Consider the following 12467-nt stretch of genomic DNA (forward strand, 5'->3'; position numbering starts at 1 on the left):
CAAGATACCCATTGTCTACGGCGCATATCACGTCGATCCGTTTCCGGAAAGCATTGAAATCTCCCGGCCGGTTTGCTGACATGCTGCAACAATACCGGAAATCCGACTTCGGCAAAATGCAGGCAGCATCACTGGAGCTGGTATACAATGACTGGTATCAGAAAGATACGGTGGTAAAAACACTTCACCGTTTTACCCTGGGAACGTGAGATGACAGAATCTGTCTGAGGGTATTGATTGTAAAGATAAATAGAGATTACATTTTTAATAAAGGATTTCCCTCCTTTTATTGTATTATCCCGTTGGATCATTGTATACAGCGGTCCTTGCCGGCTTCGTGCTGCTGCCTATTTTTCAGCAAGAATCTGCTGCAAGATCAATGCGGTGGCTTTTGCATCATCCAATGCCCTGTGAAAAGTAAATTCATGTTCAATATTCATTTTTTCGAGCACGCGTTCCAGTGAAATCCCGGAAGTCGAGATGTTGTTTTTTGCCAGCCAGTATACACCGAGTGCCCTGATGTCAAAACCACCGCCCACAAAATACTGGTTATAATCCAATCCGAATTCTGTACACTCTTTTCTTAAGAGCGGTAAATCGTAGTACAGTCCCCAACCGGCCAACGTGGATTTGTTTCTTTCGCCGTACCAGTCTAAAAACGGGAGAATGGCTTCATCAAAATGCTTTTCGTCTTTAAGCATCTGATCCGTAATATGGGTAATGTCTGTGATTTCGGGGAGCACCGGGAAATGTTTCGGCTTGATTAAAGTGGAGAATTCGCTTTTTATTTCAAATGTCTTTCTGTCTAGCTTTACGGCGCCTATTTCTATGATATTGGTCTCCTGAACGTCATTGTTGCCAAAATTTTTGCAGCTGCCCTCCAGATCGAAAATGACGAGATCACTGGAAAATTTCATATAATTCTTTTTAAATGGTTTTTAGGATGTATGGTCGATATCTGTTAAAACTGATCATGATCCGGTAAGTGCATCATCCTGCAGACTATTTCTGCAGGCGCCTGCCTCTTTCAGATGATATCCAGCAGCAATCTCTTTTCTCTGCTTCTTACTTATTCGTTGTGACAGATCTCTTTTTGCATCATCTGCTGCTTATTACCGGCAAATATAAGACAAAAAGATCACCTCATCATCCGTAAACCGATTCTGGATGCATCCGGTCGGTCTCAGCTGGCAATCGCCGGATATCCAACGGCTGAACACAGGCCGTGAACCAGATGAAGCATCGGTGCCTGTACGCATTTTTGAACACAGAATACATAGATCTGAACACGTGACCCTGACAGGATTTCCTGAAATTTACCTCATCAAAACCAACTTAAAGATATGAAAATAGCAGTAACCGGTTCCTTGGGAAATATCACCGGACCATTGGTGATCCAGTTGATACAACAGGGACACGAAGTAACCGTCATCAGCAGTTCGGAAACAAGGAAACAGGCAATAGAAGAGCTGGGAGCAAAAGCTGCGATCGGCAGACTGGAAGATGCCGTGTTCCTGGAAAAAACCTTTGAAGGCCAGGATGCGGCCTACTGCATGATCCCGCCTTTTGATTTTTTCGGGGACCGGCAACTGGATTATCAGAAGAAAACCCTGGAGATTGCCGGGCATTATTTTCAGGCCATTCAGAAAGCCGGCATCAAAAAGGTCATTCACCTCAGCAGCGTAGGTGCAGAGAAACCTACCGGAACCGGTGTGCTTATTTTTCATTACCTGGCAGAAAATGTGTTTGGAAAACTTCCTTCTGACGTCAGTGTAATCCATATCCGTCCCGCATCTTTCGATTACAACCTGTATGCTTTTATGGACATGGTAAAGGGCAACGGCTTCCTGAAAGGGTTCCTGGGTTAAATACTTTATCTCCAGCATTACGGGATTAAAGGACTGATCAGAGGGTACTCCGGGCTTATTTTATCAAATTACGGAGGCAATGACAGGATCGCCTGGGTGTCGCCGCATGATATCGCCGCTGCCATCGCAGAAGAACTGAATACCCGGCAAAACGGCAGAAAAGTAAGATATGTGGCCGGTGATGAGCTTACCTGCCAGGAAATAGCAACCGTCCTGGGAAAAGCTGTCGGCAAGCCGTACCTGAAATGGGTGCTGATCAGCGACAGGCAAATGACAGATGCCTTTATCAAAATGGGAGCATCAGAACCTGTAGCCAAAGCGTTTACGGAAATGAATGCTGCGATGCATGACGGAAGCCTTTTTGAAGATTACTTTAAAAACAGGCCGTCGGCATTAGGCCCTCTGAAAATAAGTGATTTTGCAAAAGAATTCAATGTAAAATATAATCAGCAATGAAAAAAACATTTCTTATCCTCCTTCTCCTTACCTTTTCGAAGATGCTCTATTCACAATCCAACCCTGATGATATTACGGGCACCTGGTACAGCGCAGTGAAAGGCGGCAGTGTACAGATCTACAAAAGCGGCGAAACATACTCGGGGAAACTGATCGATTTAAAGCCGTCAGCAGATAAAAACGGAAACCCGCTGTCAGACATTCATAATCCGGATGTGGCCAAACGTGGACGGCCCCTGATCGGAATCCTTTTATTGACAAACATTACTTACGACCGTAAGAAAAAAAGATGGAAAGGAAAGCTTTATGATTATGACGGAGCCAAAGGAAATACCTATGATTCCTACCTTACCCTAACCCCGGAGGGCCGCCTGAATATCAAAGGTTTCTGGGGCCTTTCCTTTTTCGGCCTGAATCCCGGGCTTAGCCTGGAAAGAATTCATGCAGAATAATCGTATCTTTAAATCCTTTAAACCGATGAATAAACAACAGCCTTACCGGATCAGAACCCTGCAGGAATACCATAAAATACTGGACATCAGCAGTCCTCAACATCCTATGGTAAGCGTTATTGACCTCAGTGAAATCACGCCTTACCAAAGCGAGGAAAGCATTAAGGTGGTGTTTGATTTTTATATGATCTCCCTCAAAAAAGTAGATGCAGGAAAGGTACACTACGGCTATGGACAGCAGAAATACGATTTCAGCAATGGGATCCTGTTCTTCATTGCGCCTAATCAGGTCTTTTCCTTCAAGGCAGACCAGGATTTCAAAAGCTCGGGAATGATGCTGCTGATCCACCCGGATTTCCTGTGGGGCAGCGCATTGTCTAAAACCATCAGAAAATATGAGTTCTTCAGCTATGCCGTTCATGAAGCCTTATTTGTGTCAGAAAAAGAGGAAGCGATCCTGAACGGGTTTATTGCCAATATCGAGCATGAATACCATTCCCATATCGACAGGTTCAGTGATTCCATCATCATCTCCCAGATCGAGTCGCTCCTCAATTATGCCGACCGCTTTTACACCCGGCAGTTCCTCACCCGTAAGATTTCCGGCAGTCGCCTCCTGGATCAGCTGGAGAAAATCCTTGACGATTATTTTGAAAAGGAGGATGTCATGGATAAAGGACTGCCTACGGTACCCTATGTTGCCGGACTTCTCAATTGTTCTCCCAATTACCTGAGCGGTGTCCTGAAAATCCTTACCGGCCGGAACACCCAGCAGCACATTCATGAGAAGGTAATTGAAAAGGCAAAGGAAAAACTGTCTACCACCACCCTTACGGTAAGTGAAATTGCTTTTGAGCTGGGATTTGAATATCCGCAGTCCTTCAGCAAACTCTTCAAGAGTAAGACGAAGCTTTCCCCGGTAGAGTTCCGGGCTTCTTTCAATTAGTTTCAAGCCATTTCCCATTATTCCCATGATCGATTTTCTGATAACACTGAAATCAAGAAACGAAGTATTGTTTTATTTCGGAATGCTGTGCCTGCTGAGTGCCGCTCTGCTGTTTGTGATATCAAGGTTCAGTGACCTGCAGGTCAATGCGGTGAATGCCTGGTACAAGCCGGTTAAGTTTGCGCTTTCCATGGGCCTCTTCAGTTTAACCATGGGCTGGTACACCGGCTATCTCACGGGTTATAACCTTACGGCATATAACCGGACGGTTGTTGCCTGCCTGGGATTTGAGGTATTTTACGTGGCATTCCAGGCCGCACGGGGCCAGCTTTCCCATTACAATACCACTTCAGCCTTATATACTTCCCTTACGGTAATGATGGCGCTTGCCGCTCTTGCCGCTACCTTATTTACAGGTTATATCGGCGTCCTTTTTTGTACCGGAAAATTTCCCGGGCTCCCTGATTATTACGTGTGGGCAATCCGGCTGGGCATCTTTATATTCGTCGTATTCGCTCTGGAGGGCGCTGTTATCGGCGCCAACGGTTCCCCACGCGTTGGCAGCAATGAGGGGAAGGTACTCCCCTTTCTCAACTGGAGCCTGACCCAGGGAGACCTCCGGACTGCTCATTTTATAGGCATGCATGCCCTGCAGGTACTGCCGCTGCTTGCTTATTTTGTATTGAAAGAGGTAAAAGCGGTTCTTTTCCTGGGGCTGATCTACAGCCTGCTGGCCGTATTCTGCCTGGTATACGCCCTGAACGGAAAATCCCTGTTTTCGATCTGAAAATTCCAGCCGGATATTGGATCGATATGAATCTCAAGGCTTTTTATTTTGGATGAGGCAGGATATCTGATTTTTCTATTCCTTTCGGAGAACAGGCTGCTTCCAGCAATTCCATCAATTTCAATTGCTTGCCTTATCCGCAGCAAAGCTGCCGTATATCACTAGGATCATCCTTATGGACAGATCTTATTTTCCCTTTCCGTTTCTTCCTGACAGGCGGCCCGTACTTTTTTCAGATTAGTACCAACTGCCTTTAGGATCCCGGATATCGATCTCCTGTTTTTTAAAATTCTAATCACCGCTCTGCTGATTTCTGTCCCGATTACGATTATGATAAAGAATTTTGTCTGATGACAACAGGCAATCGACGGATGCCGGATCCCTGAAAAACCCCGGAAATAGGGAATCTTTATTGAATTCAAATTATGGTGAATATTTTCTTCAATTTTAATGCTTTTTATTAAAAAAAACTATATTTGTACCACAGTGTGGTATGAAGTCTATCTGCAAATCAGCTTTAATAACCCTAAAAACCAAATCATCAAAAAACGCTCAGCCGGTAGTATTTTCCCTGACAGGATCTATTGCGGATGAATAATACAGGATAGACTTTTTACAGTATTTTTATTTCCCGGGAATTTTTCATTTTTCAATTTACTTTTTGCCTTGTTATCAGGGCGGCTGTTATTCTTGTTTTGATCATTAACTAAAAAATATTCTATATGCATTAAAATTTTAAATTTATTTTTTCAGATACAATGCCTGCTTCAGGGCTGGCTTGATACGGCATTGCTGCAGCCATCTCCGGATGCTGAAAGCAAAGACCGGCCACAGGCTTTCACAGCCCTTTTAATTCCCGGAAATCTCCTCTTTTCAACACATGCTTTTTTTGCTTTGGTCTACCGGAGCAACCAGCCTGATCTATTTAAAAATTAACCAAAATATCAAATACTTATGAAAATTTCAACTTCTTATTTTGTACTGGCTTTTATCTGTATGGGCGCGATGGCGCATTCCCAAGTTGGTATTGATACAACCACTCCTCAGGCTTCCCTGGACGTTGTGGGAAAACCTGCCGACACATCGGCGAAAGACGGGATTATTGCACCCAGAGTTACAAAGCAGCAACTGGCATCTAAAGCCTCAGGCACCTACGGGGCCTCACAGGACGGAACACTGGTATATGTCTCAGACATCACCGCTCCCACAGGCACTACTCCCAGCCTTTCGCAGGTGGCGGATGTAAATTCCATCGGATATTATTTCTTTAACGGCAGCGTATGGGTCAATACCTCCAACAGCACATCCCCTTCCGTAAATCTCTACAATTCAAACGGTACGCTCACCGGCAACCGGACGGTAACCCAGAACAGCAATACCCTGGGCTTTACGGGAACTGCAGTGAATGCTTTTTCGGTAGACGGCAGTACCCTGTCGGTAGATGCTGCAAATGACAGGGTAGGAATAGGTACCGCCAGCCCGGCCAATAAACTTCACGTTACCGGAACCAATCCGCTCCGGCTGGAAGGCGTTACGTCCGGAAACTCATCAACAGACCTGTTGCTGGTGACAGATGCCAATGGTGTGGTAAAATCGATAGGAACACTGGGATCATTATCCGTCCCTGCACCGGCCGTCTTCAGATTGGAAACGGCACAATCCAACTTTTTAAATGGCGTCGGTTCGGGTGCTCTCTCCCCCATTCCCATGACTGCCGTTAAAAACAGCATCCCCGGTTTAACCTACAATACCAGTAATAATACCATTACATTTCCTGCAGGAACTTACCAGATGACTGTAGTTTATGAAGCGTTGCATAACAATACCGGCTGTACCCTGAGTTCCTATATCGTTGACTTCCCTTTAAATTCAGGTACCACAAGAATTCACAGTACGGCTGCTCACAGTGAAGGGAACATATCCAATCACGGAGGCACCATTACCTATACCACCAGCGTTCCTGCCGGAACTACCTGGCAGATCCGTTTGGGACGGGGACAATCGGGTAATTGCACCGGTACGGGAATGACACTGGCCGCCAATTCCACACAGCTATTGGTCTTCAGAATCGGCGATTAAACGCTTATTCTCCCTCATTAATCGTTTTTAAAAGGTATATAAATTCTAAGAACACAATACAACAGACTGCCCTTGAGGCAGTCTGTTTTTTGCTCTATCATCATGAAGAATGCACACTCAGTCATTTTTTACTGACATCCGAATGAACATTTAATTCCTCAGATCCGCCTACCAGGCTAAATCAGTAACATCCGTTCAGTTCATTTTGCAGTCATTTCACACGGTTATATATTCTTTTAAGTGAAAATATTCCGGGCAGCTTTTTTTCCTGATTCCGTAGGAAGCGGTGCTTTCAGGTTCCTACCGGAATGACTTTCTGAACTCCAGGGGCGAAACACGGGTCCTGGCCTTAAAAAGCTTGCTGAAGGACTGTGAATGCTCAAATCCCAGACCATAGGCGATTTCCGAAACGGAGAGGCTGGTTGCGGACAATTTTTCCTTGGCTTTTTCAATAACGGCATTCTGAATATATTGCTGGGTACTCAGCCCGGTCAGTGAACTCAGCATATCGCTCAGATAGCGCTGTGACAGCTTCAGTTCCGTGCTGATGTATTTTACCGTGGGCAATCCGCTTTTCAGGCTGTTTTCTTCTTCAAAATACCTTTCCAGAAGTTGGTCAAGAACGGTGACGATGTCATGATTCACCGCTTTCCGGGTAATAAACTGCCGGTTATAAAAGCGGTTGCTGTAGTTCAGCAGCAATTCGAGCTGGGATACCAGGACATCCTGGCTGAAGGGATCGATATTGTTATCGAGTTCAGCGGCAATAACGGCAAATAAACCGGCAATGACCTCTTTCTCCCTGGCCGATAAAAAAAGGGCTTCCGAAACATCATAAGAGAAAAATCCGTACTGGTGGATGGTTTTCCCCAGCGGATAATTCCGGATGAAATCAGGATGGAAATACAGGGCGATGCCTTCATAGCTTCCGGCATCCTCCGGCGGCAGAACGATTTGCCAGGGCTTCAGAAAGGCCAGCCCGCCTTCTTCAAAATCATAATATCCCTGGCCGTACCTGATCTGTCCGGTGAACGCGGTCTTAAAGGAGATTTTATAAAAATCAAGGCTTACTTTCTGCCATTTCGGAAACATTTCAGCCGGCACTTTGGTATAGTCAACCAACGCGATCAACGGGTGCAGCGGAGCAGCAAGCCCCAATAGCTTAACCAGCTGGGAAATACTTTTGATGTGATGGATTTCAGGCGGATGTTGCATTTTCATTCACGAATATAATCAATTCTGTTTTGACGGGCGAATGACAAGCTCGCCGATTTCAACATCCTCAGGCTGGCTTACTGCATAGATGACCGCATTGGCAACCGCTGCGGGATCGATCCCAATTTTTTCCATTCCTTTCCGGACCATTTTCTTCATTTCATCATTTTTTATATTTTCGGCGAAATCCGTCTTTACGAATCCGGGTGAAATGCCCGTTATCCTTACGGTTCCGTCCGACTCCTGCCGGAATGCTTCGGAAATGGTACGGACGGCGTTTTTGGTCCCGGCATAGATGCCCTGCATCGGTACGATCTTCAGTCCCGATGTTGAAATGATATTCACGATGTGTCCCGACTGCTGTTGCTTAAAAACAGGAAGAGCCGCCGCCATGCCATACAACACGCCTTTGAGATTGATGTCAATCATCTCTTCCCATCCTTCAACATCCAGCTCATCAATGCGGCTCAACTGGCTGACACCGGCATTATTGACTATTACGTCCAGACGTCCGTACTGCTCCACGGCTGTATTCACAAACCGGTCCAGGTCGGCTTTATTCCTCACATCAATACCGGTACAGATAGCCTCGCCGCCTGCACTTCTAATTTCTTCCGCCAGTTTTTCCAGGGTTTTGATATTTCTTGCACCCAGTATTACCTTTGCTCCGTTTTCTGCCAGCCTCATGGCTACAGCCCTGCCGATTCCGGCACCTGCACCTGTGATGGCCATTACTTTTCCTTTGATATTCTGCATAATCATCCGGTTTATTTATTTGTCTATCTGTTCTTCTAAAAACTGCGGGTACCGGTCACCGCTCAGGGTAATTCCGCTTACCCTGGCATCAATGCCGGCAAGTTCGTCAGCGGATAATACAAGAGCCGTACTGCCTATATTTTCTTCCAGCCGGTGGAGCTTCGTAGTCCCGGGAATCGGCACGATCCAGGGCTTCCGGGCCAGGAGCCATGCCAGGGCCAGCTGTCCGGCCGTGATATTTTTCTGTGCGGCTATCTCAGCAAGCACGTCTACCAGAACGCGGTTGGCCTTTATATTTTCTTCAGTGAAACGGGGAAGGATATTCCTCCGGTCGGCATCATCCAGTTTTGCAGTAATCGCACCGGTAAGGAAGCCTTTTCCCAGCGGACTGAACGGGACGAAACCGATGCCCAGCTCCTCTAAAACGGGAAGGATCTCATTTTCCGGTTCCCGCCAGAACAGGGAATATTCGCTTTGCAGCGCTGATACGGGCTGGACGGAATGCGCCTTCCGGATGGTTCCGGCACCCGTTTCCGACAGGCCGAAATATTTGACTTTCCCCTCCTGTATCAGGTCTTTCACGGTTCCGGCAACCTCTTCTATCGGAACATTGGGATCTACCCGGTGCTGATACAGCAGATCAATATAATCGGTTTTCAGCCTTTTCAGGGAAGCTTCAGTAACCGCCCGTATCGTTTCAGGCCTGCTGTCCAGCCCCAGTGCCGGCTTTGCCTCCCTGCAGCCGAATTTTGTAGCCATCACTACCTGTTTCCGGTAAGGCTGCAGCGCTTCGCCTACCAGCTCTTCGTTGGTGTAAGGCCCGTAGGCTTCTGCCGTATCAAAAAAGGTGATTCCCCTGTCAACCGCCTGTTGCAGTAAGGTAACGGCTTCCTTTTTTTCCATTCCTTTGCCGTCCAGAAAGTTTAAGCCCATACAGCCAAACCCCAATGCGGAAACTTCCAATCCGCTGTTTCCTAATTTTCTCTTTTGCATATTTCTTTTTTTTCGTCTTTCAACCGACTTTATTTTCAGATACAAAGTTCCGGATTGTCATGCGCTGAAATGTAGCCGGATTGGTAATTCCTGTAGCCGGCAGGAAAAATGATCCGCAGACTTATCCGTCCGACAGCTTTATGATTTCATCATATATGCCGGAAAGATCCGGCCAGGTGAAGACTACGGCATTGGATAAAATGCAGGACGGAAAAGTGAGATGATAAGGGATCATATTTATCAATCAGTGAAACCGGACCTGAATGCCAGCGGGCTCTTACGGGTCTTGGCTTTGAAGAATTTGCTGAAAGACTGGGGATGCTCAAATCCTAATCCATAGGCAATTTCACTCACTGACAGGCGGGTGGCAGCTAATTTTTCCTTGGCTTTTTCAATAAGCTTCTCATGTATATGTTCCTGCGCATTCCGGCCGGTATGCAGTTTCAGCAGGCTGCTCAGGTAGTCAGGTGAGACATTCATGGCCTGGGCAAGGATTTTTACGGAAAGAATGCCGCTTTCCGGCGGGTCTTCCGCTGAAAAATAAGAGGTAAGAAAATCTTCAACCTTCGCCAGGATCTGATGGCTGCTGATTTTCCTGGTAATAAACTGACGGTTGTAGTACCGGTCGCAATACCTGAGCAGGAGTTCAATCTGGGCGATGATAAGTCCCTGGGTAAATCCGTCGATGTTGGAATGGTATTCCTGCCTGATGTTATCGAATATGCTGAGAATGATGGCTTCTTCCTTATCTGAAAGGAAAAGGGCTTCATGAATGGAATAATCGAAAAAAGAATAGCTTTTGATATTTTTCGCCAACGGCGAGCCCCATAGAAAATCCGGATGGATCTGTAAGAGATACCCGGACCCGCCGTTTGGCAGATCCGGATCCCTCTCCAGCCTCAGCACCTGGCCGGGCGCAATGAAGGACATGAGCCCTTCATCAAAATCATAGATCTGCTGGCCGTAGTGAAGTTTTGCCGCGGCATCACGTTTCAGGGCAACGGAATAAAAATCCATGACCATGTTCACCGCTTTTCCAGCCTCAGGAAACTGCACCAGCGAATAATCCACAAGGCTTATCAGGGGATGCTCAGGCTTGGGCAGGCCCCTGAAGCGATGATAGTCCGTAATCGATTTTATTCTGATGATTTCCATATCTGCAAATGTAGTATATCGGCAGTCAATTCCGGCTCACCGGTCTGAAAAACTGCCGCCCCATGTTCTGCCAGCTGGCTAATTTCGGGTAAAGGCAACAAAATAGAAACCGGGTGAAGGCGGAAAGACGAAAGCCGGAGGTCTTCCTGTCGGTATCCATACCGGTGATCCTGGTTTTTCAGCTGATCCTGCTTATTCATTTTTTTTCTGTGCCTTGCATGCGGATCTGCCGCCGGTGTCATTTTTTTTCGTTTTATCTGCTGCTCATCAACAGCCCGAACCAGTCTTCCAGATGCCACGTGTGGGTAAGTTTGCCGTCTTTCAGATAATGAAATTCATGCAGCGCCACCGAAACCTTCCGGCCGGTTGGCGGAATTCCCATCATTTCATTGATATGGGTGAACTCCATGGAAGCCCTTACTGCTGCACGTTCATGGGTACCGAAAATATCGTGGATCACCACCCTGATATCCGGACAGACGGTAAACAGCTGTCTCATGATTTCCTGAAGTCCTCGCGGGCCGTCTTCCTGCCCCGGAGCCAGTGGGATGTCCTTCCAGCCCGGACTGCAGATCTCATCCAGGATTTCCGGCTGTCTGGTATTGAAGGCTCCGTAAAATTTCCTGATCGTGTCTTGTTCCTGTCCGGTTAAGGCTTCCACCCAGGTAGGGTCATTATTTTCCATTTCAAATTGTTTATTGCTGAGATTTCCATTTTAAATCCGTTAGCGGGTTACAGGTTAGATCCTCCTGAAATTTCGATACGCTGGGCATTGATCCAGCCTGCCGCATCACTGCATAAGAAAGCCACTACGCCGCCGATGTCTTCAGGCAGCCCTACCCTTCCCAAGGCGGTCTGGGATGCCAGGTATTGATTCATTTCCGCATTATCACGAACGGCGCCGCCCATAATATCGGTCTCAATAGCGCCGGGCGCAATGACATTAACCCTGATCTTCCTGTCGCCCAGTTCTTTGGCCTGGTATTTCGTTAAGGTTTCCATAGCGCCCTTTAACGCGGCATATGCTGCGAAACCCGGTGTCGCAAAACGGGTAAGTCCGGAAGAAACATTCACAATACCCCCGAAAGCGTTGATATGAGGCAACAGCTTCTGGGTAAGGAAAAACGGTCCCTTCAGGTGTACGTTTTCCATTTCCGTGAACTGCTGTTCCGTTATGGCTTCAAATTCAGCATAGTGGATGAATCCGGCATTATTAATCAGGAAATCGAAGGTACCGGTGCCGAAACGGGACTGTAATCCAGTGATCAGCCTTTGCTCAAAAAGGCCGAAGCCTGAGAGGTCTGATACATCCAGTTTCAACGCCAGTGCCTTCTGGCCCAGATCTTCAATCTGCCTTACTACCGCTGCCGCTGCCGATTGTTGATTGTGATAGGTAAAGACCACATCCAGCCCGTTTTTCGCCAGACTGATGGCCATATCTTTCCCGATACCCCGGCTCCCGCCTGTAACCACTGCAATTTTGTTTTTTGATGACATACTTGTTTTTTTTAGTAACCGGAGGCAAAGGTAGAGGTACCGGAAAAATAGAATGTAGCCAAAACCTGGCAGCCCGTAGCCAAAAGCCGGAAGTTATTGCAGCCGGATGAATCTGACCGATGCGTATGTTCAGTTGCCCGGTCTGCAAAAACTGACGAATATGATATCCGGCATGTAGCAAAGGGGCCGAAACCATCCGGTAGCATAGCAGAAGAAGCCGTGCATCATATCTTCTACCGGTAAGGAACCCCTTTTACCAAAGG

At 46.9% G+C, this 12467-nt stretch carries 13 protein-coding genes and 1 pseudogene; 7 read left to right on the plus strand and 7 right to left on the minus strand.

The features are described from left to right. Positions 1 to 209 (plus strand): annotated as a pseudogene (locus tag QZ735_RS01915) (mutarotase); the annotation flags it as partial. A 138-nt stretch (positions 210 to 347) separates the two neighbouring features. Here the strand turns inward: QZ735_RS01915 and QZ735_RS01920 are convergent. Continuing rightward, entirely contained in the window at positions 348 to 917 is a 570-nt protein-coding gene (locus tag QZ735_RS01920; RefSeq protein WP_294243663.1) for a 3'-5' exonuclease, read from the minus strand. A 426-nt stretch (positions 918 to 1343) separates the two neighbouring features. Here QZ735_RS01920 and QZ735_RS01925 point away from each other — a divergent pair, with 426 nt between their 5' ends. The 6 genes from QZ735_RS01925 to QZ735_RS01950 all read left to right on the plus strand — a co-directional run bounded on the left by QZ735_RS01925 (position 1344) and on the right by QZ735_RS01950 (position 6588). Beyond that, positions 1344 to 1868 (plus strand): SDR family oxidoreductase, encoded by a 525-nt coding sequence (locus tag QZ735_RS01925; protein ID WP_294243665.1) that lies wholly within the window; start codon positions 1344 to 1346, stop codon positions 1866 to 1868. Positions 1869 to 1964: 96 nt separating this feature from the next. Then, positions 1965 to 2324 (plus strand): hypothetical protein, encoded by a 360-nt coding sequence (locus tag QZ735_RS01930; RefSeq protein WP_294243667.1) that lies wholly within the window; start codon positions 1965 to 1967, stop codon positions 2322 to 2324. Then, positions 2321 to 2776 carry a DUF2147 domain-containing protein gene (locus QZ735_RS01935; RefSeq protein ID WP_294243669.1) on the plus strand — a complete coding sequence of 152 codons (456 nt, stop codon included), beginning with the start codon at positions 2321 to 2323 and terminating at the stop codon, positions 2774 to 2776. Before QZ735_RS01930 ends, QZ735_RS01935 begins: the two co-directional genes overlap by 4 nt. Positions 2777 to 2801: 25 nt before the next feature. After that, the gene (locus QZ735_RS01940) at positions 2802 to 3722 is read left to right on the plus strand and encodes an AraC family transcriptional regulator (protein ID WP_294243670.1); all 921 of its coding nucleotides are present in this window, start codon (positions 2802 to 2804) and stop codon (positions 3720 to 3722) included. A gap of 25 nt (positions 3723 to 3747) precedes the next feature. After that, the gene (locus tag QZ735_RS01945; protein WP_294243671.1) at positions 3748 to 4509 is read left to right on the plus strand and encodes a hypothetical protein; all 762 of its coding nucleotides are present in this window, start codon (positions 3748 to 3750) and stop codon (positions 4507 to 4509) included. Between the two features lie 954 nt (positions 4510 to 5463). Beyond that, the gene (locus QZ735_RS01950) at positions 5464 to 6588 is read left to right on the plus strand and encodes a hypothetical protein (protein WP_294243672.1); all 1125 of its coding nucleotides are present in this window, start codon (positions 5464 to 5466) and stop codon (positions 6586 to 6588) included. A gap of 300 nt (positions 6589 to 6888) precedes the next feature. On the opposite strand, the gene QZ735_RS01955 is transcribed toward QZ735_RS01950, so the two are convergent. The 6 genes from QZ735_RS01955 to QZ735_RS01980 all read right to left on the minus strand — a co-directional run bounded on the left by QZ735_RS01955 (position 6889) and on the right by QZ735_RS01980 (position 12204). Continuing rightward, the gene (locus QZ735_RS01955; RefSeq protein ID WP_367117823.1) at positions 6889 to 7809 is read right to left on the minus strand and encodes a helix-turn-helix domain-containing protein; all 921 of its coding nucleotides are present in this window, start codon (positions 7807 to 7809) and stop codon (positions 6889 to 6891) included. A gap of 12 nt (positions 7810 to 7821) precedes the next feature. Continuing rightward, complete coding sequence (locus QZ735_RS01960) at positions 7822 to 8559, minus strand: SDR family oxidoreductase (RefSeq protein ID WP_294243673.1); 738 nt, start codon at positions 8557 to 8559, stop codon at positions 7822 to 7824. Positions 8560 to 8574: 15 nt separating this feature from the next. After that, positions 8575 to 9552: an aldo/keto reductase gene (locus QZ735_RS01965; protein ID WP_294243675.1), complete on the minus strand. Its 978-nt coding sequence runs from the start codon at positions 9550 to 9552 to the stop codon at positions 8575 to 8577. A 240-nt stretch (positions 9553 to 9792) separates the two neighbouring features. Further along, positions 9793 to 10707, minus strand: a complete 915-nt coding sequence (locus QZ735_RS01970) for an AraC family transcriptional regulator (RefSeq protein ID WP_294243677.1) — start codon at positions 10705 to 10707, stop codon at positions 9793 to 9795. A gap of 253 nt (positions 10708 to 10960) precedes the next feature. Beyond that, positions 10961 to 11392, minus strand: a complete 432-nt coding sequence (locus QZ735_RS01975) for an ester cyclase (protein ID WP_294243678.1) — start codon at positions 11390 to 11392, stop codon at positions 10961 to 10963. Positions 11393 to 11439: 47 nt separating this feature from the next. Beyond that, complete coding sequence (locus tag QZ735_RS01980; protein WP_294243680.1) at positions 11440 to 12204, minus strand: SDR family oxidoreductase; 765 nt, start codon at positions 12202 to 12204, stop codon at positions 11440 to 11442. Between the last annotated feature and the right edge of the window lie 263 nt (positions 12205 to 12467).

It is taken from the genome of uncultured Chryseobacterium sp., assembly GCF_913776365.1.
GTDB lineage: Bacteria > Bacteroidota > Bacteroidia > Flavobacteriales > Weeksellaceae > Chryseobacterium.